We start from the raw sequence: 22,615 nt of genomic DNA on the forward strand, positions 1-22,615 counted from the left end.
TACTAATCGCTATGGCTTTCTCCCCTTTTTAGAGCTATTTCCGCCTATCAAGCGCAAGTAAATCTCGCTAGCAGTTTGGCGCACTTCGGGATTGCTATCGAGCAACATCTTCTCACCCCTAACTGCAGCCCGCAGAGCGACATAGACGGGAGCATAGCGCTCAGCGAGTCGAGTCTTTTCAAACCAGGCAATCAATCGCTCCCCGAATCCCTTGGCAATAGCAAGACGGATAAGGCGTTCAATATCATCAGTGAAATTGAAATCTCCGTCAGTAAGATCTTCAGTCAGGGCTGCTTGCATATGGCCAGTGGCTTCTCCAAAATTCTCGGCTGCAAATGCCAGAGCCGAATCAATCAGAACGCGCTCTTTGAGTGGAAGTTTATCAAGCCTGTGAAGGGCTTGTTTTGCTTCATCAACCCGCCCCGTAGAAATGTATAACCAAAAAAGGTTAGCGTAGGCCGAGAGCGGATTATGCTCAGCTGCTTGCAGGAAAAGTGCCTCAGAACGTTCCTTGTCAATTCCACGGTCGAACAGCACATTCCCAAGTCGGATCGCAATATTTGATCCCTCTCGCTTGCTGCTATCAGTATCAAGACTCTGCATCAAAGCCAAGGCTTGCCCGTAGGTTTCGATGGCCGCCATATCACCGCGTTGGCCAAGGGTAACGCCCTTGTTGAACATCGCCTTGGCGATCAGTTCCCGCATTTCCGGTAAGTTGCTGTCGTCAAAGCGCTCAATTAGCGCATCATAGGTCTCGATTTCCGCCGCCGTATCACCGATTTGGCCAAGGGTAACACTCTTGTTGAACATCGCCTTGGCGATCAGTTCCTGCACTTCCGGTAAGTTGCTGTCGCCAAAACGCTCAATTATCGCATCATAGGTCTCGATTTCCGCCGCCGTATCACCGTTCTGGCAAAGGGCGATATCCTTGTAGACAATGGCCTTGACGACCATTTCCTGCAATATCGGTGAGCTGCTGTCGCCAAAGCACGCAATGAGCGCATCATAGGTCGCGATTTCCGCCGTCGTGTCACCACTGTGGCCAAGGAAGACGCCCTTGTTGACCATGGCCTTCGCAGCCTGTTCCTGCAATATCGTTGAGCTGCTGTCGCCAAAGCGCGCGATGAGCGTATCATAGGTTTCGATTGCCGCCGTCGTGTCACCTCTTTGATCAAGGAAGATGCCCTTATTGAACATCGCTTTGGTGACCTGCTCCAGCACTTCCGGTGAGTTGCTGTCGCCAAAACGCTCAATTAGCGCATCATAGGTCGCGATTTCCGCCGCCGTATCACCATTTTGGCTAAGGAGGGCGCCCTTGTTGAACATCGCCTTGGCGATCAGTTCCCGCATTTCCGGTAAGTTGCTGTCGTCAAAGCGCGCAATGAGCGCGTCATAGGTCTCGATTTCCGCCGCCGTATCACCGATTTGGCCAAGGGTAACACTCTTGTTGAACATCGCCTTGGCGATCAGTTCCTGCACTTCCGGTAAGTTGCTGTCGCTAAAACGCTCAATTATCGCATCATAGGTCTCGATTTCCGCCACTGTATCGCTGCTTTGGTTAAGGGAAACAGCCTCGTTGAACATCGCCCAGGCTTCCTTGATTAGAGCAGTGACTTCTTCGCCATCCTGACCAATCTTTGCACTTCTTCGCATGGCCAGGGAAGAGCTTTCATTTTGACCAAACACTGTACGTTGCCTTGCTTGCTCGAAAGCATCAGCATAATCCTTGGTCCAGCTTTTAACCAAACCAGTGGCTCTTGCCTCCCGGTCGAGCGCATCCAAATCGTTACTCGAATAGAAGCTAGAAAGGAAAGCAACCAGCCAGCGCATCCGTTGTTTGTTACGCCGGGTGCCATGACGCATCAGGTACCATATATTCAAAAAACGCTCGGTAACCTGGTGGCCGGAATATGAGCCGGAGGTTTCGGTGATTTCAATCAGGCCATCCTTGCGCAGCCGTATCAGTTGAGGGGATAAGGTTGTGCTGGGCAGTCCTGTGATCTTTGACAACTGCCCCGTAGTAACTGGATCCCAGTGCAGAGCGATGGCATCGATCGTAGCGCGTTGAAGTGGCGTCTGGTACTCCTCTATCCGTGCTTTGTAGTAAGGGGTTACTTCATCCAGCAGTTTTTCGAGATCGCCCATTGCATCGTTAGTGTCGGTGGTTTCCAGAAAGCGATAGGTCAGCGCCAGTACGCGTGGATTGCCTCCTGTCAGACGATGCAGGACTTTCAGTCGTGCCGGATCGGAGTTAAGGATAGACACAACCCTTTTACCACACTCACCTCGCCCCAGCGCAAGCGCGCGCATGCACCTCTCCGTCTCGGGCAAGCTCAGGGGCTCAAGATAACTGGGCTGGAAAAATTCATAAAACGCCGCATTACGATCAGCACTTTCACGCAACGATTGGGTGGCTGCACCGATTATGATCGGACCGTCCCGTAACTGAAGGCTACTTCGCAGGGTCCATCGATCAGTATCATTTAAAGCATCGACGATCAAATCAAGATTGTCGACCATGAGCACTGCACGCTTTCCGAGAGCGTTCATTTCGGCAAGGAACTGATCAGCCGCCCCTTCATCGTCGGCCCATGCATCCGAGCAAAGCGCGTCGTCTAGCTGTGCCGCAAGCTTAACATTGCCATGCGCCTCAGCCCATTCTGCAAGGGACTCACCGCAGTTTTTCCAGAAGTCGCGAAGGCAAAGAACGTTGTATTGCTCTTCGCGAAACATCAGGGGTATGAAGCGCGAAGACAATTCTGTACTGCGATTAATCTCAATTGCCAAGCGACGCAACAGCGACGTCTTGCCCATCCCCCTTGTGCCGATGAGAATTTGGTGCTGACCGTCACTTTTCGCACCATTGACTTCCAGTCGGCGGCTGAGCGTCTCCAGCACCTCTCGTCGGGCGACAAAATTTGTGACGAATTCGTCATCACTCTGCAATGACTGATTGTAAAGCGACGGGGGTGATGTAAGGGTCATTGTGCCTCGTACTCCTTCCAATAACGACGGATCAAGCCCGAGCGGAAGCAATAACGCTCTGCCACCTTCTGCACCAACCCATCATTCCGAAGGATATCGAGGACAGTACGTACCTGTCTGGCCTTCTCAGGGTGGAAATTCGCAATCAGCGTGTCCAACGTTTCACCATCAGCCCCCTGGGAGAGTTTACTGAGGAGTTTGCGCGCAATCTCTCTGTCAGGTTGCGGGAGGTTCTTATCAACGTGCTCTTTCCAAACGGCAAAGTCGGCTTTACGGCTTGGCTCGAGAAGGCGATCTATGGCTACCTTAAAGTCATCTCGCGTCGCAGTAAGCACACCATCTTCCTGAGAACCAGACGGGCGAACCTCATTACCAACGAGCTTGAGGTAGTAGGGTGCAAGCCACCCTAGCTCCCCAAATATGTAATCGAAGTCCTCGTCGCTGGCCCGAAAGCGATGATTGAAGGCAACTTGGGTCGTTTCATCACGCAAGAAGGAACGAGCCTCATCCTCCGTGAATGGCTCTAGGATAAACCTCTCAAGATCAACGAAAGCCCCGCCAAGCCTGAACCTTTCAGCAACCACATCTAGCCCGATGGAGCCTGTGAAGAGCCAGCGAACTGATGGATTCGCTAGCTGAATACCGCGCAGTTGGTAGAAAAACTCCTTAGCCCCAGTCGGATCCTTATCAGCAAAAGCGAGCACAAAGAAGGCTATTTCATCAACGAATATGGCGGACCTTTTGTGTTCTTTGGACAACACCTCGATGAGTGCTTCCAGGAAGGGAATTGGAGCCATCCTACTCAAGGCATCTAAAGGGTTTCCACTCCAATCCCCAACAACAAGGTTTTCCATACGCTGCTTAAACCCAGTCCAGAGACCTGTTGCCTGCGGAATTTGCCCCTGAATTTTTTGACAAAGACGGTGTGCGAATCTTTCTGGACAAGACATCCCTTGAACATCCAGCTCCACAACCAGCCAATCAGCCTTGCGCAGGTCTTCGGCAAGCCTATTGATAGTCCAGGTCTTGCCGATCCTTCTAGGAGCGGGCATGTGGATGTTCACTTGTGCTTCAAGCTTTCTCTTCAAGACTTCCCGTTCTGTGATTCGCGTGTGCATAAGATTTATCCATATTTGAATTAATTCAATAATGAATATATTAGTGCAAATATATAGAAAGTAAACCTCCGCCTCTTTTTTCACTGTAAAACTACCCTAGCCACCCCAAAACCTAGCCATTTTGCAGCCAGACATAGTCAATCTCACCCGATCTATTCCAGTGGCAAAGCGATTCAACGGCCGGGCGGCTGATCCAGACATCCAAGGCGAAGCTGATAGATGAACACTTCAACAGTCAGCAAGCGCTGACTACTTCAAATACTAAACCTTTCCCGATATTGACTAGGCGTCAGCCCAGTCTGCTTATGAAACATTTTGCGAAAAGCACTAACATCTTCATAACCCACATCCCAGGCAACCCGCTCTACGGGTGTTCTACTGTTCTCAAGCGCTTCACGCGCCTTATTCAGTCGCTGCTGCTGCAGGTATTCAGCAGGGCGAAAGCCTGTTGCGCGGTGGAAGCGACGCATAAAGGTGCGTTCGGTCAGACCCGCCAGCTCGGCCATCTCGGTGATAGAGCACTTGGGGCGATAATATTTGTGTAGATGATGCTGCACCTTAAGAATCTGGGCATCTCCGTGCGACATCTCCGGCATGAAGAAGCGGTAATAACTCTGCTGACGCGCCCCGGTGTCCACCACCAGAAAACGTCCCAACGCCTGCACGACAGAGGGAGGCACATAGCGTCCAATTAGATGCAGCCCCAGGTCTATCCAGGCCATCACCCCGCCAGCGGTCACCAGATCGGAATCCGACAGCAACAGCGCATTAATATCCAGGTCTATCTCGGGATAGTGGTGCCGGAAAACGCTTTCCAGGTGCCAATGTGTCGTTGCTTTGCGTCCATCCAGCAGACCCGCCTGCGCCAGCAGGAAAGATCCAGCGCAGGCGGAGCAGACCAACGCGCCCTGTCGGTGCAAGTCTTGCAGAAAAGCACAAACCATAGGTTGCGGCTCCAGGTAAGCCTGGCCTTCCAATACCGGTGGCACGATGACAAGTGAAGGCGCGACCTCCACGGTATCCAGCGGCGACAGTTGCCCCTGTTCAAGTTGCCACCGGACTATCTGGAACTGCAGCTCAGGCGTCTGCTGCAACTCAACAAGCATGCGGTTAGCCGACATGAACAGATCGGTCAGGCCATGCACAGCCGAGAGCGCAGTACCGGGGATCTCTAGAATAGCGACAAGAATGGTCTTAGGCATGTCAGTTTTGGCCCTGGAATTGTCAGTTACGCCACCGGAAAAGCGTAACAGGAAACGTTAGGATGAGCGACAAGCATTTAACAGGAGAACAACATGAGCAAAACCGCACTGATTATCGTCGACATGCAGAACGATTACTTCCCCGGAGGCAAGTGGACTCTGGATGGCGTAGAAGAAGCCGCCATCAAAACCGCTCGCGTGCTGGCTGACTTTCGCCAGCGTGGACTAGCGATCATTCATGTACGGCATGAATTCCCATCCACCGACGCGCCTTTTTTTGTTCCCGGCAGTGACGGTGCCAATATTCATACCAGCCTGCAGCCAACTGATGGTGAGTTTCAGATTCTAAAAAGTGAAGTCAACAGTTTTAAGGGGACTGAACTGCACGCGCTGCTGCAGCGTGAAGACATTACTAACCTGGTGATCACAGGTGCCATGAGCCATATCTGCATCGACGCCATCACCCGCGCTGCAGCGGATTTAGGCTACAGCAACACCCTGGTACATGATGCCTGTGCAACGCTAGGAGTTGAGTTTAATGGTGTGCAGGTTCCTGCGCTCCAGGTGCACGCCGCCTTTATGGCCGCACTGGCCTTCGCCTATGCCGAGGTGGTCAGCACCGACACCTTGTTGTCGGGCCGTTGATTCACGGTACTGCCTGAACCGGCGCCCTTGGCTAGTAAAAAGAGCGGGTTGATGGCTGATAAACTTTGTTTTGCCCCAAAAAGCAAAGCCATGCTGAGCTTTTTGGGGTTATCTGGTTATTTCTTAAGCAACGACTACTTTGGGATTTGCACCAAACCGATTGTCATCCGACTGGCTGCCCATAAACAAAAACACGAGCAACACAATCAAACCAAGCAAGGGTACAAATGCTATAAGAAGCCACCAGCCACTTTTATCAATATCATGAAGTCGTCTGACAGTTACAGATAAACTTGGAATAAACATTGCCAATAAGTATATCCCGCCCAGAATACCAATACCGATTTCGGGGATATAGCTACCTGTTAGCCCGTCAACAAAGCCCAAAACTGCTGCGAAGATAAAATTAAACAAGACAAAAAACCAATACTCTTTTCGTCTAGCTCTCCCACTAAAGTCCGCATAGTTTTTTAAGGCTTGAATATACCAATTCATTTTTTTCATCCTTGTTTCAATCATTTGCTCAAAAAACAAAACAATGTGACGTGATACAGAACGAACACCTCACCAGAAACGGCATAATTCACATCATTTACAAATGTAGCCAGTCTGAAAATCCGATCTATTACAGACAATTGTTTTGTTAACCTGGCTTAGCTTCCACTCAATAGCCACTAAAACTGTGCGGGATTGTACTTTAAAACAGCAGTTAATAAAACCTGCAACCAGGTCGCGCTGTGATCGGCCATCAGCTAGTGTGACTAGGATTGGTTTGACCGAGCAATAGCCCTGCCAAGACGTTGAAAATACTCAGCAAAGGCCCGATTACTCTGCTCACGCTGCTCGCCCTGTGGAAATAAACCCATCTCAGCTTCTTTCGAGGCTTTCGTACCCTTCACCAGAAAATGGTTACAGATGGCATGGTCCTGCACATAGGCTTCAAACGCACGCGCGGCTATCTCTTCTGGCAGGCTCCAGTAGACGCTATTAAGTTGCTTATCTACTGCTGATGAGGCCTTAAACAATGGGCTCGGTTGCGTCCCGCTGGAATCCAGAAATATCGCCTTAAAGCAGGCATACAGTGAATCATTCAATGGATGGGGCACGGGGGTACAGTCATGCAGCCAGGCACTGGATGCAAATAAACCACGCGGAGCGTCACTAAAGCACTTGTCCGCGAGATAATGATCCAGTGCATGAAACCATTCATGTGCGATACTGCCCGGTCCTGCATTCTTGGCTAATGAGAAGCAGCGAGTCGCTGGCTGATAGTGCGCCGCCACACCAGGACGACCGCCGATACCATACTGGAATGCCAGGCAGCCTCTGAGGGATACCACCTCTTCATTGGCATTGAGTATGTGCATCAAGTCACACAATGCATCGTAAAAATGCATAGCGGCCTGTTCACTCTCTGCCGGTTTAACCCAACGACCGATTTCAATACTACGGAAATTAAAACGTCTGCGCAGTTCTACAAAACTAACCACCTCACCATAACGATGATCAGGACCGCGACGATAAAATTTGGACATACTAACGCTGTTTATATTGCCGAGAACAATAGGCTCGACTAACCTCAGGACTACGCATTCTTCTTCTCTGGCAATCTCTGGATTTCCCTTCTCGTTAACTACGATAGAGTGTTTTGATTAAATGATAGCCAAACTGGGTTTTCACCGGGCCGTGGATTTTGTACAAGGGCTTGGTAAAAACAACCTGATCAAAGGCTTTAACCATCTGCCCTTTACGAAACTCCCCTAAATCCCCTCCTTTTTTTCCAGATGGGCAAATAGAGTGTTTCTTGGCCAACACAGCAAAATCGGCACCTTTTGCCAGTTTTTGTTTTAATGCCTCTGCTTCTTGTTCGGTTTTGACTAAAATATGTACTGCGCTTGCTGTTGCCATGGGTGCACCAATAGAATTTTTGATCATTCTATAGGCTGAGACATGTTTCATCAAAGCCTGGCAGTAGAGGCATAGTTAAAGAACTAAAGATGCTCAAGAGTGCTGAATTGACATCCTCCCCGCGCTAAAGCACGGGGATTCCCTCTACAGGACGGCCATGCCCGACCGCAAGAATGTTCTTGGCCGCGTTCATATCGCGGTCGTGAGTGACACCGCACTCACTGCAAGTCCATTCTCTTATTCGCAAGCCTGATCTACCCTTCGGACTGCTGTCGGAAATGCAACCGCAGCACGAGCAGGCTTGGGTGGTGTACGACTCGTTGACCTCTTTAAAAACAATGCCTGCGCTATCGCATTTGTATTCCAGCATTGTTTTCAGCATAGCCCAGCCAGCGTCCAGCACTGACTTGGCCATCTTGGTTTTGGCCAGCGAGGATGATTTCACACTGCCAACGTAGATTGCACCCGCACGGTTGACCAGCGTCCGACTGAATTTGTGCAGCGCGTCTTTGCGCTGGTTGGCAATCTTAGCGTGAATGTTTTTGGTTCGCTTCTTCTTTCTGGCACGTTGTGCAACAGCCAGCTTCGATTCCAGATCACGATAGAACCGACCAGCCTCTAGCTTGGTGCCGTCTGAGCAAGTGGCAGTCTCTTTCAGTCCAAGGTCGATACCGATCTTGTCCTGACCTGCTGGCACGTCCACCTCAACTTCAACCACTACATTGAAATACCAGCGCCCTCGGGCATCCTCGTTGAACGATGCAGACTTAAACGTGTACAACGCTAGGTCGTAGCTGTCCCAGACTTTGAAGTAGTGACCGTTATAGTAGATCTGACCGTTCTTCCACTTCGCCATACCTGTATTGATTGGAATCCAGCCGAGCGAGCGGCGAGTACCGCCTGACTTGCGCCAGTTCAAGCGATTCTTTTTGAACTGCTTACGGCGGGTAACGTACTCAGCACCCACTTTTTGAACTGTGTGGCTGTGCGGCCCCAGTTCCTTATGCGCACCTTGGGTGTACTTCTGAATATCGTAGGTGGACAGAAACACACCGCGTTCTTTGATAGAGCGGCGACTGAGTTCGTTTACATAGTTCCAAACGAAATTGACCGACCGTGCCATCTGGTTCAGTAGCGGGCGATGCTTGTCTCGGACGCGAACTTTAAGGGTCTTGGTGTACTTCATATCTTCAATTATAATTGGTCTATGAAAGAAAACAACCAATACAGAACAGGCAGACACTGCGTTTTTGAGCTACATGCTCATTTGGTCTTTATTACAAAGTACAGAGGCGCTGTGTTCACTAATGAACATCTTAGGTCGCTGGAAAGTATCTTTCGCAGCGTGTGCGAGGACTTTGAGACGGAGCTTGTGGAGTTTAATGGTGAGGCCGACCATGTTCACCTTCTGGTGAACTTTCCGCCGAAGGTGTCCGTGTCGAAACTGGTTAATAGCCTGAAAGGTGTGTCGAGTAGGAGGCTCAAGCAACTGCACCCAGAGTTAATCAAGCCTGCGTATATGAAAAACGCACTATGGAGTCCAAGCTACTACGCCGGTAGCGTTGGCGGTGCGCCTATCTCAGTCATTCGGCATTATATTGAGCAGCAAACCCGACCACTTTAAGGGAGGCTGCCGCCTCCCAGCGCTATCCTTCCCCGCACTAAAAGTACGGGGCTTGTCGCGCATTTTGGTCAAAATTCAGAAGGCCAGGGTATACGATACAGCCAACCACGCATCAGACAGCTCTGACTTGGATGTTCCATTTAACATGACCGACAGCTTCCCAGCACCCACTTCACCTTCAAGACCAACACCCGCCTTCAGCCAATTCTGCTTGTATGCTTGACCCGCAACGTTAAAGCTAAAGCCAGCTCCAACAATCTGTCCAGCCGTATTAGAGGCACTGTCATCAAAGCGGTGAACAGCCTCCAGGTTAGTGACAAAATCCAGCTTAGAAGAGTTTATCGGTGTTGCCGAATTAACACCTAGACGTAACTCGGTAATCTCATCTTTACGCTTATCGAATTGAGCTGGAAAATCACCACCGGTTTCAGTATACGCATCCAGGGTAGAGTGATTGTATGAAAGATCAACATATGGACTTAAATTGGTGCTTTTAACAGCAAAAGCATCCACCCAATCAACACGGGCACGGAGCCCCCATGTATTGCTATCCGCACTACCTGAAGAGAAGTTTTGTGCCCCACCCACTAAGTAACCACGGTTAATATCAATATCACCCCAGTGATGATAGGCGCTTAACGTTGCATACATTCCACGCTCTAAAGACAGTGGAATGATACTTTCCAACATCAGATACATGCCATCAACTTCAACTTCACCTGAATTAATCAGGTTTTGCTCAGCCCATGTTTGCCCGATAGCCGCATTCAGTTGAACGGTTCCATAGTTGTAACCCGCACCAAACTCAGCCAACCCAATTTTACCATCCCGATCGCCATGGTTATCTGTTCCAAAATCACCAGCCGCCCAAAAGGTTCTTTGCTGAGGAGCTACATAACGACCCATAGGACGACTGTGTGCGCCATGCAGAAGCAAGCTGGTCGTGGTTAGGTTAGCTGTCAAACCGTAAGAAGCTGATAGTAAAGAAGGGGCTGCATCCGCCAATGTATAAGAAGGTGTAGCCATGGCAAGAAGGAAGCTACCTAAAGAAAAATAGGTTGGTCCAGAAGTAAAAGTAAAACTGCCAGTGTTATCTATACCACTGATAGATTTTACAGCTCTAATTGCTAATTCACCATTGGAATAGTCAAAAACAAAAGCAGGTTCAAACCCAAGACCAGCACCTAATTGACCGTATCTACCAGTGACAAGGCTCTGACCGCTAATTGCATCAGCTATAGTTATAGTAGATGCATTTCCATACCCAAGAACGGCATTAACGGTTGAGCCGCCTGATAAAATGCCAACAACATTAGCACTGCTTGAGCTAGCAAAGGCTGACTGTTCGCTGGATGTTAACGTGAGACCTCTACCATCAGAAAAAGTTAGGGTTGTTAACTCGCCATTGGCACTGGGTAGGTAATAAGTGTTAGCAGACTGCTGAGAAAACCCCGCCCCATTTGAGGAAATGGTAGTACCATCAACAGAGAAAGAGGATGCGTTGACCCATCCAGAAAGTAAAACAATAGAGCCAACAGCTAGACTCATAGTTGTTTTATTATATTTTGATACACGTTTCGACATTACAGACCTCTTGGTTAACCACTAAAAAGTGCATTGCCAAAACGACTTTGCGCATCTGAGTGTAATCAAAAAAAATTAAGTAGTTACAAACAAAAATAGCATCGCCGGGGCGCTGCTATTTGATTCAGAACAGTGGCTATTTAGAACTTCAGGCTTGCGATGAGAGATACCTGGTGAGATGAGTATTCACTGTCGTTCCAGTTATAGTCATACAGTGCCTTGACCGCCCATGCATCCTTTTCACAATTACATGAAAGAAACGTGACACCCGCGCCAACATTGAACAGATCCCTATCCTGCTCGATCCCCTGCGCATTAAAGCTTCCACCTCCACCAGTGAATGTCGCGTCCTGTGCCATCGTAGTGGAGTTGAAATCATGCTTCCACTTGGCGTGCACTTCGGGAGCATAAGTGCGGTTGCCTGAGCGAATCACACGCTCCGCTTTCACACCCAGGGTAGACTGAACAAAATTGTAATCCTGGCTATCGATACTCAGGTTCAGATCATCCGCGCCCGTTTCCGTATAGCTACCAACACGAACATGGGACGCCTGCAATGAAGCGAGCGGCGTGATAATTGTTTCGTTCACCTGATAATGCCGTCCTACGGTGACGATACCAGCGTACTGCTGCCCGGTGTAATCAGACTTCGCCGTACGATTCACTCCAGGAAATACGATATTACGGTCACTTTGGTAAGCATTAACACCAACCGTCACTGCGGCCTGGACAAACATGGGGCCTGGGGCGTGATGTAGATAACCAGTGATCTGAAATGAGTCAATATCGGTGCTGCCCGAAGAGTTGTCACCATCGATGGTGCTCGTCGCATAACCACCACCAAAACCAACACGGGTCTGATGGCTCAGCGGCTTATCATAGGCAAGCATCAGGCCGAAGGCTTCAGTATCGTATCCGTTCATATTATTAACGCTGCCCTGCTCGCCTTGGCTGCCGAAACCCTCCGCCCACCACTGACCCTCTTGGTCAGCGTCCATGCAGGCATTCAAGTCTAACGGCTTATCAGGGTTGTTGGGATCATCACAACTGGTATCGCAACAGATTGTCTGGATTCGATCCACCTGCGCCATCCAAAGATCATCAAACAGGCGTGTCGTCTGCGCAGTCACCCAAGGCGCTGCCAGATTGGTATTACCGGGGGCGAGTTGTGCCAACGCATCATTGATGGCATCCGCGGTGGGAAGTACGGCGATTGCGTCCTGGATGTCCCGAAGATCGGAGCCAACCGCTGCATTCACATCCAGAATCGGAGCAACGGCCACAGCACCAGGATCGGTAACCAGGGTTTCCAGAGGTGCGATTCCAGTCAATTGAATGTCCACGTTGCCCAGAGTCGTCGGTAAACCGGTAAAGGTGTAACGCGGGCTATTGTTGATAACATTGACCGGCGCCGCATCAGTGCCAGACGGCGATTCCACAATCCGGTAAGTGGTGCCTTCTGTCAGTGCGCCGGTAACAGTTGTAATCACGGTAACACCACCGCTATTGATGGCAGAGTCACCCGTCGCGACAATCTTACCGAATACAGCATCGCTGGCAAACGTGGTCGAAATCGTGCCGGCAGCGTTAGTGGTTAAGGCCCCAGTAATATTCAAGGTATTCGTGCCAAGGTTGAACTCGCGCGCTTGTACGGCACCCGTCACTGCAGCATTGCCACCCACAACATTGATCTGCTTCAGGCCGCTTGCGCCACCAATGGCACCAATCACGCTGCTGCCGCTGTTGAATGTCAAAGTACCAGTGTTGGCAGTATTGGTTGTGATGGCACTATTGAACTGTTGATTTGCACCGATGTTAATAAAGCCATCATTAGCAATAATAGTGCTGGCCGCAACAATACCGGAGTTGACGTTGCCATTGAAATTAACGGTTCCTGTCCCGCTTACATTAAACGTGGTTACAAAAACATCCCCGTTCAAGTTCACCGTTGTCGCATTAGCACCCGCAGTGATGGCGTTAAACCGTTGCGAACTTGTGCCCGTAAATCCTGTGACCGTCGAGTTACCCAGGAAGAGAATGCTGGCTAAATTGTCACCATCGTTGGTAATACCACCACCGACATCATTAAGCGTGTTGATGTTGATATCCGGATTGATAGTCAGGAGAGCGGCACCTGTCGTATCAAGTCCGGTTTCCTGCCCCACGCTATCACCTGGGGCAACACCGAACAGATATGGCAGTGCGACTGATTGACGCGCCAAGCTATGCGGCGCCCACGACACGATGACAGCAGCTATAGCAGCAGTAATTAATTTAACTTTCACGAGCACGCCTTCAATTTAGGTTATTTACAGTCTTAGACGGGCGATCCGCGGGCATAACTATTCAGAATGCTCAAAGTTTTCATTGATAAATGTGTATTGAAAGCAACCCGCACAAAAGGTTGTTTGACCCAAAGCGGCACTACCAGGCAGACACTAGAAATCCATAAATTCCATAAATTATTCGCAACAATAGCCATTTCCGAAAGTTCCGGTTAGTGCACTATATCCAAGTTACAAAAATAAGTCTGTGTGTTACCACGCTTATATGAAAATATATATTTGTAAAGCAATAACCCTAATTAATACAGCGTCTTTTGGAGCTAACCGGAATAAAGATGGTTAAGTAGCTACGCTGGGTAAGTGCGTCGTGTACAGAGTGGATTTGGACTTGACTCATCAGAATTTTCGGAATATACGGAAATTACTCGTCGATAGGAAGGAGGTAACACCGGATGGTTTTCTGAATGATTAAGCAAGTGGTGATGATATGTATTTCCCAGCTGCAAGTGTCACCGTTAAATGCCATAACACTGGGCGGGCAATTCTTTACAGAAAGTTTTCAGGCGGAGTGGAGTTTGTCTAACTCCAGGCCTATGATTTTACGAGGATTGGCGGTCAGGGAGGGATTCGGTTAAACGGATTAGAACACCCTAATTAACCTATAAGCTATTGATTTATATGATTCGTAAAGAAATATAAATGCAACTTTCAAACGTCATAGTAGATCTGGATTTTGCAATAGTCAAGCCTGAATTTATCACTCTGTTTACCCCTAACCTATACCATTCTGGCAAAGACCAGATCCAGATAGACATCATTATTAGCAGCAGCTACTGTACATTGCTTTAAATAAATCCTATTATTGATGTGCCTTCGTCAAAGGGCGAAGGGAGTGTCACAAGATGTCAAGTACCATTAGACCGTCGCACAATGCGATAAGTTCCATGGCAACTAACGTCATCCAGTCGGCAAGGTTGCAATTCATTGTAATCTCCACTGTGATACAGACATCATAATTCATGTCTAACATGTGCGGTTCGCCTTGCGTTAGTGGGCAAGCACACTAAACGCTGGCCAAAAGGTGTATTAAATTGCACCAGTTAAGCCAAGTGGGGCTAAGATGCCGCAGTCAGATGCCTCACTTGGTTTTGCTAGCTACAAGGTTGATTCATGGATAAAAGGAAGCACCCATGGTACCGTCAACGCGGCTACCTTCACTTCGACCTCCCAATTGGGTTTAAAAAAGCGTCTTTCATCGTCAAGAACCCGACAGCAGTTGCTAAGTATTCCTTTTGGCCTCTGATTGACTACCAAATTATTGTGGAAAAACTAGCAAAATCAGATGCAGGTGTATTGGAAAAGAAAACGAAAGAACGTCCTATTGCTTATGCAGCTCATCTAGATAGTCATATTTACGCATATTATTCACATATACTATCTTCCCACTATGAAAAGGAGCTGTTAAGGCTCGGACTAGAACAAAATGTCTTGGCATTTAGGTCTTTGGGAAAGTCAAACATCCATTTTGCAAATGATGCTTTCAATGCAATACGAGCATTTGGCCCCTGCGGCGTTGTTGGCGTAGATATCTCAGGTTTCTTTGACAATTTAGACCACATGCTTCTTAAGAAACGTTGGTGTGATTTGCTGGGTAAGAGCCAACTTCCACTGGATCATTATCGTGTTTTTCGCTCATTAACCCATTATGCGTCAGTCAACCGAGACGAGCTTTACAGTACATTGGGTATAGCGAAACATAACCCAAAACATGGTAGGAAAAGAGTTTGTTCACCCAAAGAATTCGATCGTTTAGTTCGTTCAGGAGCTCTAATTAAGAAAAATGATGGCTCCATGGGTATCCCTCAAGGCTCTCCTATTAGTGCATTACTTTCTAACATATACATGTTGAAATTTGATCAGCATATGGCTGAAGCCGTAAATGAATGGGGGGGACATTACTTTAGATATTGTGATGATATGCTATTTATTGTTCCCAAAGAGTTCACTGACAGTGTAGCAGGAATGGTAGCACGTGATATTAAAGCGCTTAATCTTACCATTAACACTAAGAAAACTGAGAGACGAATTTTTGACTATGATAGTTCAGGCAGCCTCTTCAGCGAGAAGCCTCTTCAGTATTTAGGATTTCTTTTCAACGGACAAAATATATTTATTAGATCAGCAGCATTCGCTCGTTTCTCAGAACGGATGAAGCGTGGAGTTACATTAGCAAAGTCAACCTGCCGCAAGCGAAATAAAACTAAGATTAGACGTGGAAAAAAAACCACTACTCTATATAAAAGAAAGCTGTATGACCGATATTCTCACCTTGGTAAAAGAAATTTCATTCGGTATGCAATTAGAGCTGCCGAAATAATGGAATCCAAAACAATCAAACGTCAAATAAAACCTCTTTGGAGAAATTTACAGGATGAAATAAATCAATAATACAAGAAATTAAATTATAAAATTTCAAAAAAATTCTGTAACTTCTTTACTAGAACCGGATCATGCAATTAACCCTTAGCATACCTCAGCAGATCAACACAAACCTTTTCACTCATAATCACACCTGACTTTTCCAAACCATATTTAATATGGTCAAAATTCATATCACTCCTAACAATTGAAAAATTTCGTTTTTCCTCACAGAACTTATCCAAATAATATATCGTCTCAGCGACATCTGCAATTAAATATGCAGTATCATTTTTATTCACAAAAAATTTTAACTCATCAATATTTCTTTCTATTACAGAAGCTCTATCAACATCTTTTTGCTTGATCGTGTCCATTCTATTTCTAACATTAACAATAAAAGACCTTTGATCTTTTGTTAGCGACTTATTTACTGCAATAAGCTCTACAACTATATTGTTGAAATAATCAAGATCAAATGGCATAAGGCGAGAATATTTATCGCGGAGAGGATTATTGTACTCATCATATAGTTTTAAAAGCCAGCCTTTCAAATAGTTATTAAGAATTGAAAACTCAGCATACAAACCACTTTCAAGTGCGCTACCCCTCCTTACTACCATACTAATAGACAACCGATGTCCAGAATAGACAGATATTAAAGCAATAAGGGCCCCTATCAATAAATCATTCATTTAACTCTCACAGGTAAAGTTTGTATATTTCAGATATAAAATTAAAATCCAACTAACCCTTACATCAAACCTAATGCTCGAAGGACCCGTGCGACTATGCAATAGAAGCAAAGTCGAAACGAAAAAACTGTTAAGATGCCTGCTTGCAATTATGTCTCATTATTACGGCGAGCGATAGCTTGCTTACGTTCTTTATCATCATCTTCTGCATCCATCCAACCTCTCTGCCACTCTATACTTTCAGAAGAATCAGAGGGGTCGCCCTCATTAAATGCTTTGTATCCGAGACTATAAAGGTCGAGCTCCAACTCTTCATCATCATTACACATTATAGTAACTCCATTTATAATCACGGTTACGTTAGTTATATATCTATTCAACAGGCTTAATCAGACCTTTTTGTATCAGACCTTTGAGTAGAATTTTTGCTACTCTTTCTTCAGACAAGCCACCAAGCTGGGTTGATTGAAACCCATTATCACCATATACAGTTACAACATTTTCTACTACAACATAGTCGGCTTGATAAATCTGTCCATCAATTGCTAATTCGATCATTACTTCAAGACCTCCATATATATTCTATAAAACCAAGTTTAAGAGCGCTAAAAACAGTATTCAATAAACCCCTGACCCTATAAGGTGTTTAACATTCTGGTTTAGGCTAATTTTACATTGTTACAATAAATCTATATGCTAATTTTTTGAGAACACCTTTTTTTAACTTAGGAAAAAATCTACGGGTTTGATGGATTAGTAGCATTTCAATCGAAGGCATTGTCCATCTGGTAAATTTAACTTCCAAGCTCACCACTTATCCTCCGAAAATTCTAAGAACCGCCAACGTCACGGTGTTTTTTTGGAGGTCAAGCCGCAACGAAAAATGCGCCACCGTGCTTAGCCTTGTTAAATTACGGCATTTGATGATCTCGGTCTAAACTCTATCCCCAACTTTTCCTTCAGATATGTTTTTAAGCAAAAAACCTCAATTTTATGGGCTTTTTTGGGATTATCTAAGAAATACCGTGTATAGTCGTCATTACTTTCTGGAGCAACAATTTGCATTTTCCGCTCTTCGCTATTGATATCGCTAAGCACGTCATCATGCTTAATATTGGTATCCCAGCAAACAACGCTATGTAAATTCTCAAAGGAATGATTAAATCCCTTACTAAGGGTACGTTTGAACTCAACATAAAATAGCTTGGCACTTGCGATAGGCGTAGAACTGTCTCCTTTCGCAATTACGTCTATACCATCATGAGTGTCATAATCAATAACAACAAAGGGGAATAAGTCTTTTTCTATTTGAGATAACATTAGAAATATAGAAAAAACACCGCTCTCTCGCTCTGGCTCTACCAACTTAATCTCTTTATATTCTGCTACATTCGCGCGATTAATTTTCTTTATTCGCCAGTCAAAATTCTTCTTTTCTTTTTCAGTAGTTTGATACGATGAAGCCTCTTCCTCTAGCCATTCCATTGCTGTCCATTCATCACTTTTAATAACATCATCATAGATTTTTTTTACTTCTTCTTTAATATCCTGAAGAACCTCACTTGGTGTGTTGTCTACAGAGCCTCTATTTGCTGTCAAACGCATTTCTTGGCAGTTAATGAAAGCATGGAATTTTGTATACTCTGAACCTTTGTGCGTAATCCATTCATTTTTTCTTTGAATTGGCATGTAGTCTTTACAGAGCCACAACCCATACCGTTCCTGTATGGTATAAGCACCTTCAGGGGCGCTATATCCCCTGCGTCGCAACATGTCATTGTAGCTATACTTTGCGTACTTTCCTTCAATACAGAATATCGCCTGATAGCTTATTTCAGGATAATTTTTCAAGAAACCTTTTCTAATTATTTTTTTTGAGTAGTAATCAGGGGCTTGCGTGAGGTGAGATTCGAATAATTTATTAATATCCCTGCTATCATCTGGAAAATGATGGCCTTGTTCGATTTTTTCGAATTCTTGATAACCTAGGCCTTTTAGAAAAAGTTCAACTCTTCCATATGAATCACTGAATTGGCTTTCAATTGCCCCATGCTTAGTAAACCAACTTACATAGTCTTTTAATATAGGATGAGTAAATTTATCTCTTCTATTATTGTTATAGCCGAATATTACTATTTCCGTACCTTTTTCTACATCATCATTTTTTTCCACTTCAACTTTTGGAATCTGACGATCAAAAAGCTTCTTAAATGGTTCATCCATTACAGCTAAATATCCAATACCACCACAAGACGTCCTTACTTCGATTCTATTGCTATTGAAGTAGACTTTGGTTCCATGACCTTTTTCGCCAATACTATCATTGTCCCCTCGGCGTGTTGAATTACCAAGATCAAAAAAATTTTGAAGCTGCTCTTTGGTCATTCCAGAGCCATCGTCCTTAATAATTATCTTTAATATTGATTCACCGTATTTTTTTACGACCTCAAAAGAAACATGTATTGTTATCGCACCAGCATCATAAGAATTACTAATTGCTTCACGGACCAAGTCAAGTGGATTAGAGAAGTCGTTTGCTATCTCGATGAACTCTTGGGTTTCATCTACCTTTGGTGTAATTATAAAAGTGCTCATTGCTTCTCCCTATTCTGATTAACGCGAATAGTAATTTAACAGCTCAGTCATGAAGTACCGTACCTCATAACAATTCTTAGCAGGTTAGCCTTGTTACCGCCGCAAAATTCAAAGCATGCTTACCAGTAATGTGACACCTGCTAATGCTCCCAATCAACCACTCACATATCTAAATCACTTGATAATGTCGATGACTGCACATGGCTCTTGAACTGTGTCATCTGCAACTCCTCGATGTAAGCATCAATCTGTTCCTGCAACTTATCAGGTACTTGATTAGCTTCCACTAATTCTTGAATGTACACAAAATGCTTTTCTAGTGCACCCTTTTCTTGCAGGTGAGGGTAATCATCAACTGACAGCGAAAGTGCGCTCTGAAGCGATTTTAGAGCATCAGCTGTCACACGATGCTGACGCTGCATGGATTTTTCTTTACCTACCTGTGAACTCAGCTCATCAACTTTTTTGCGGAGCTTAACTAGCTGGGTGTTTAGCTTGGCTTCAGTTCTCTGCTCAATCCTCTGCCGTATCCCAAACCAACCGAGTACCCGACCAAAAAAACCATCGTACTTGGATAGATCACGAACACGTTCATCCAACGTGGTTTTGAGTTTAGCTACTTCCTGCTTTAATCCAGCGGCTTCTTTGGCTTCTCGCTCTGCCTGCTCTCTCAATTGCTGCGCCTGAGCGAGTTCTTGTTCAGCTATCTGCTTTTTCTGCTCCACCAGTTTTCGCTGGCGTACGGCTTCTTCTTGTGTGGTATCAATAATATGTTGGGCCTGATCGGCGGCAGCTGATAACGCCATTTCAACTTGGTGATCAACACTTTTCCCCCTTTGAAGGGATTTTGCCACGCAGTCCAGTTGAGCTTGCTCTTTTCGCCATTCCGCACGACTTTTTCTTCTACGTTTTGGTCCCAGCCTAGCTTGACCGTAAAAAATGCCAACTTCTGCATGGTATTGATCCTGAAATCGGCGCATTTCCTTGGTGTATGCGTCATTCCCCAGCTTTTTTCCCTTCCCTGTTCTGTCATTACTTTGTGCATTTTTACGGGCCTGCTCCCCCTTATGAATTATTTCAAAGTCATCCGTGGGTTCTGTACTACCAATAAGGATATGGATGTGCGGATGCGATTCGTCCCAGTGAAGAGCGGCCACTTGAACCAGTCCGGGGAATTCTGTTTCTGCAAAGGTTACGGCATCCTCGGCCCATTCCTTAATTTCAGCTATTGCCTGCATTCGTTCAGGCTCTGCCATTGCATTAAGGTCTTCGATGGATACGGGGTGGCTGGCAATTAAACCAATACCAATATTTGCATCTTTTCGCACATTTCGCTTTTTGCCACTGTGGTTAACCTTGCTGGCATCCGTAGCGGCTACAATAGCTTCAGCCGCGTCAACGAAGGATGACCCAAGCAGATATTCCGGTGGCTGTGGTGCGGTAACGTGTGGGTGGTTGCCTGAGTCGCAATCCGCTTCTTTGGCGATAGAAACTAAGCTCCGTTTTTTATCATTTCCGGTTCGCGCATAAGCTTCATAGTGTATAAACTGATATCCAGCCATAATTAAAAATCCTTTTCATTTTTCAATTCCTTGTTTTATTTATTTAAAAGCATTTGGTCAAAGACCAAGTGACCGACTATGTCTTATGAAAATCTGGCGATTTTCATAAGACGTCGGCCAGTGGGCAAGCCCCCTTGGAACCCCCAAAAAACACTGCCAGCCATCAGGCGGCAGCGTCCTGTTTCGGCCACCGAATACGCGTATTGCGTTCGTAGCCTTCCATCCCGTACTTGATCATTTTTTGCACGTAATCATCGAATCGCAGGCTGCTGACCAGTGCCTCGACTTCGTCTGAATAACGTAACGTGTACATAGCCTCAGATAAGCGATCCAGCTGGTAGCCATCGCCATAAGCCGCTGAACTTCCCTCTTCCTCGTGCCCCAATAAAGCCGAAGTGATGTGCTTACCCTTCGAGCCAAGGGTGCTACGGAAAATATCCATCACTGTATGACGAAAGCTGTGGAATACTTTTCCATCCTGATCCTTGGTATCCAGCACCCTATGCTTGTATCCACCGCCAGCTTTTTCACCATCACCGTTAAACCAGCGACTGATTACACGCCCCCACTTAGAGCTGGATTCATAGCGCATATGACGAAACAGGCGTTGATCCTCAAACCGTCTTGCTTCATGCTTTCTAAATGCAACATAATCGAGAAAACCTATCTCAATGAGGCGCGGATGGATGGGTACTTTTCGCGTCGCATTTTCGTTTTTAACGCGCTGTGTTTCATGCTCAGCGCATACTTGAATGTACGGCTGGTCGAACACCCGACCATGCCAGCGTTTACCTTCGGTATGAATGTCAGATATTTGAAGCTGACAGATTTCACCTACCCGCATGCCGGTATACATCGCGATCAAGGGTACCCAAAAATGGGCATCATAAAGTTTTCTGGGGGCAACATCGTAGTCACCGTGATAAATGTAACCCTTTAAAATATTAATCAGATCTTCATCACTGAAAGGATGGCGGCTGTCGTCTTCTTCGATCCCAGTACCCGTGCGCCCTTTAACCTTGCGAATTTTCACTTTATCCGCCGGATTACTGGTCAAATACCCAAGAATGCAGCCATGATCCAGTACCGCTTTAAATCGGTCAAAATATTCAGACGCCATATCTTTTTTAATACGCACAACCGTCGGATCAGCCAGCAAATCTTCGAGTGTACGATGCTGCCTACCTCCATCATTACGCCGCTTGGGAAACCGTAAGATAACGTTACGAATCTCCATAATCCTGCGAGGTGTTAAGGTATGCACCAATGTATCTGACCCAACAGCTTCCACCACATTTTTCATATAGCCACGGTACTTCCGATAAGTCGCATCACCCTCGATGTACACACCCTGCGCAACATTGTCTGCAAAAAATCTGGCTGTTAGTGCTTCAATTGTAATGGTTTCCTCTTGGCACATAGCTTCAGGAATCGGCGTGGATTCATTTGGCTGTTCAGGGGAAATTGATACTGGCTCAACGTGGGCTTCATCCGCACTCAATGAAGTGTCTGGTTCGGATTCTGGTTCTAATTTTGATCCAATCAGGTGATCCCACACTTCGTCGGGCACGTCAGGTACAGGGTCTGGAGAATAGGTGTCTAGCTCAGTGACGGGACTGAAATACCACGTGGGGCTTTGAGGTATGAAATCACTAACTGGAAACGAACAGGAAATATCATCCTGTTGAATTAGCTTATGCGCGAAGTAACGCTCTTTGGTTTTAAGTAAAGCCAGTGCTTCAACATCGCGCTCAGGTGAGCCGAAATTAAATGCTGTGATACTACCGTCGGAATGGGTGTGGCGAATGAGTTCCATCATAGTGTAAAAGTCCTTTTTTGTTACGACCTGCCGGTTGCATGGCGCGTCTCCTGAAAATATGGTTATATTATTTAAATTGATATTATACCTATTTAATATATCTTTTTTGAATATATGAAATCGACATAACTGCGTATTATAATAACACCTTACAAATAGGTCAATAGATTTATTG

Annotated in this window: 18 protein-coding genes; 3 read left to right on the forward strand and 15 right to left on the reverse strand. The window is 46.1% G+C overall.

Features of this window, described 5'->3' with window-relative positions; all coding sequences use genetic code 11:
- Positions 1-9 precede the first annotated feature (9 nt).
- The 3 genes from F5I99_RS13285 to F5I99_RS13295 form a co-directional block, all read right to left on the reverse strand.
- Complete coding sequence (locus F5I99_RS13285; protein WP_151056755.1) at positions 10-2,985, reverse strand: tetratricopeptide repeat protein; 2,976 nt, start codon at positions 2,983-2,985, stop codon at positions 10-12.
- Complete coding sequence (locus tag F5I99_RS13290; RefSeq protein WP_151056757.1) at positions 2,982-4,187, reverse strand: ATP-binding protein; 1,206 nt, start codon at positions 4,185-4,187, stop codon at positions 2,982-2,984. Before F5I99_RS13290 ends, F5I99_RS13285 begins: the two co-directional genes overlap by 4 nt.
- Positions 4,188-4,357: 170 nt before the next feature.
- Positions 4,358-5,305: a GlxA family transcriptional regulator gene (locus tag F5I99_RS13295; protein ID WP_151056759.1), complete on the reverse strand. Its 948-nt coding sequence runs from the start codon at positions 5,303-5,305 to the stop codon at positions 4,358-4,360.
- A 93-nt stretch (positions 5,306-5,398) separates the two neighbouring features.
- Here F5I99_RS13295 and F5I99_RS13300 point away from each other — a divergent pair, with 93 nt between their 5' ends.
- On the forward strand, positions 5,399-5,950 hold the full coding sequence (locus tag F5I99_RS13300) for a cysteine hydrolase family protein (RefSeq protein WP_151056761.1): 552 nt from the start codon (positions 5,399-5,401) through the stop codon (positions 5,948-5,950).
- A gap of 123 nt (positions 5,951-6,073) precedes the next feature.
- Here F5I99_RS13300 and F5I99_RS13305 read toward each other — a convergent pair whose 3' ends face one another.
- From F5I99_RS13305 to F5I99_RS13320, 4 genes are all read right to left on the reverse strand, one after another.
- Entirely contained in the window at positions 6,074-6,445 is a 372-nt protein-coding gene (locus tag F5I99_RS13305) for a DUF805 domain-containing protein (RefSeq protein ID WP_151056763.1), read from the reverse strand.
- Between the two features lie 266 nt (positions 6,446-6,711).
- Positions 6,712-7,485 (reverse strand): CLCA_X family protein, encoded by a 774-nt coding sequence (locus F5I99_RS13310; RefSeq protein ID WP_151056765.1) that lies wholly within the window; start codon positions 7,483-7,485, stop codon positions 6,712-6,714.
- 94 nt (positions 7,486-7,579) lie between these two features.
- The gene (gene ppiC / locus F5I99_RS13315) at positions 7,580-7,858 is read right to left on the reverse strand and encodes a peptidylprolyl isomerase PpiC (RefSeq protein WP_233282106.1); all 279 of its coding nucleotides are present in this window, start codon (positions 7,856-7,858) and stop codon (positions 7,580-7,582) included.
- A 124-nt stretch (positions 7,859-7,982) separates the two neighbouring features.
- Positions 7,983-9,044 carry an RNA-guided endonuclease InsQ/TnpB family protein gene (locus tag F5I99_RS13320; RefSeq protein ID WP_151056767.1) on the reverse strand — a complete coding sequence of 354 codons (1,062 nt, stop codon included), beginning with the start codon at positions 9,042-9,044 and terminating at the stop codon, positions 7,983-7,985.
- A 21-nt stretch (positions 9,045-9,065) separates the two neighbouring features.
- Here F5I99_RS13320 and tnpA point away from each other — a divergent pair, with 21 nt between their 5' ends.
- Positions 9,066-9,482: an IS200/IS605 family transposase gene (gene tnpA / locus F5I99_RS13325; RefSeq protein ID WP_151056769.1), complete on the forward strand. Its 417-nt coding sequence runs from the start codon at positions 9,066-9,068 to the stop codon at positions 9,480-9,482.
- 75 nt (positions 9,483-9,557) lie between these two features.
- Here tnpA and F5I99_RS13330 read toward each other — a convergent pair whose 3' ends face one another.
- A complete protein-coding gene (locus F5I99_RS13330) occupies positions 9,558-11,066 on the reverse strand; it encodes an autotransporter outer membrane beta-barrel domain-containing protein (RefSeq protein WP_151056771.1) in 1,509 nt (502 codons plus the stop codon).
- Positions 11,067-11,206: 140 nt separating this feature from the next.
- Entirely contained in the window at positions 11,207-13,351 is a 2,145-nt protein-coding gene (locus F5I99_RS13335; RefSeq protein WP_151056773.1) for an autotransporter family protein, read from the reverse strand.
- 1,170 nt (positions 13,352-14,521) lie between these two features.
- On the opposite strand from F5I99_RS13335, the gene drt2 reads away from it, so the two are divergent.
- On the forward strand, positions 14,522-15,799 hold the full coding sequence (drt2, locus tag F5I99_RS13340; protein WP_151056775.1) for an antiviral reverse transcriptase Drt2: 1,278 nt from the start codon (positions 14,522-14,524) through the stop codon (positions 15,797-15,799).
- A gap of 68 nt (positions 15,800-15,867) precedes the next feature.
- On the opposite strand, the gene F5I99_RS13345 is transcribed toward drt2, so the two are convergent.
- The 6 genes from F5I99_RS13345 to F5I99_RS13370 all read right to left on the reverse strand — a co-directional run bounded on the left by F5I99_RS13345 (position 15,868) and on the right by F5I99_RS13370 (position 22,440).
- Positions 15,868-16,464 (reverse strand): hypothetical protein, encoded by a 597-nt coding sequence (locus tag F5I99_RS13345; protein WP_151056777.1) that lies wholly within the window; start codon positions 16,462-16,464, stop codon positions 15,868-15,870.
- A gap of 149 nt (positions 16,465-16,613) precedes the next feature.
- Positions 16,614-16,793, reverse strand: coding sequence for a hypothetical protein (locus F5I99_RS13350; protein ID WP_151056779.1), 180 nt, complete (start codon positions 16,791-16,793; stop codon positions 16,614-16,616).
- A 43-nt stretch (positions 16,794-16,836) separates the two neighbouring features.
- Positions 16,837-17,022, reverse strand: coding sequence for a hypothetical protein (locus tag F5I99_RS13355; RefSeq protein WP_151056781.1), 186 nt, complete (start codon positions 17,020-17,022; stop codon positions 16,837-16,839).
- Between the two features lie 348 nt (positions 17,023-17,370).
- Positions 17,371-19,059 (reverse strand): ATP-binding protein, encoded by a 1,689-nt coding sequence (locus F5I99_RS13360; RefSeq protein ID WP_151056783.1) that lies wholly within the window; start codon positions 19,057-19,059, stop codon positions 17,371-17,373.
- Between the two features lie 161 nt (positions 19,060-19,220).
- Positions 19,221-20,621 carry a plasmid recombination protein gene (locus tag F5I99_RS13365; protein WP_151056785.1) on the reverse strand — a complete coding sequence of 467 codons (1,401 nt, stop codon included), beginning with the start codon at positions 20,619-20,621 and terminating at the stop codon, positions 19,221-19,223.
- A 163-nt stretch (positions 20,622-20,784) separates the two neighbouring features.
- The gene (locus tag F5I99_RS13370; protein WP_191905853.1) at positions 20,785-22,440 is read right to left on the reverse strand and encodes a site-specific integrase; all 1,656 of its coding nucleotides are present in this window, start codon (positions 22,438-22,440) and stop codon (positions 20,785-20,787) included.
- Positions 22,441-22,615: the final 175 nt, after the last annotated feature.

It is taken from the genome of Nitrincola iocasae (genome assembly GCF_008727795.1).
Lineage (GTDB): Bacteria > Pseudomonadota > Gammaproteobacteria > Pseudomonadales > Balneatricaceae > Nitrincola > Nitrincola iocasae.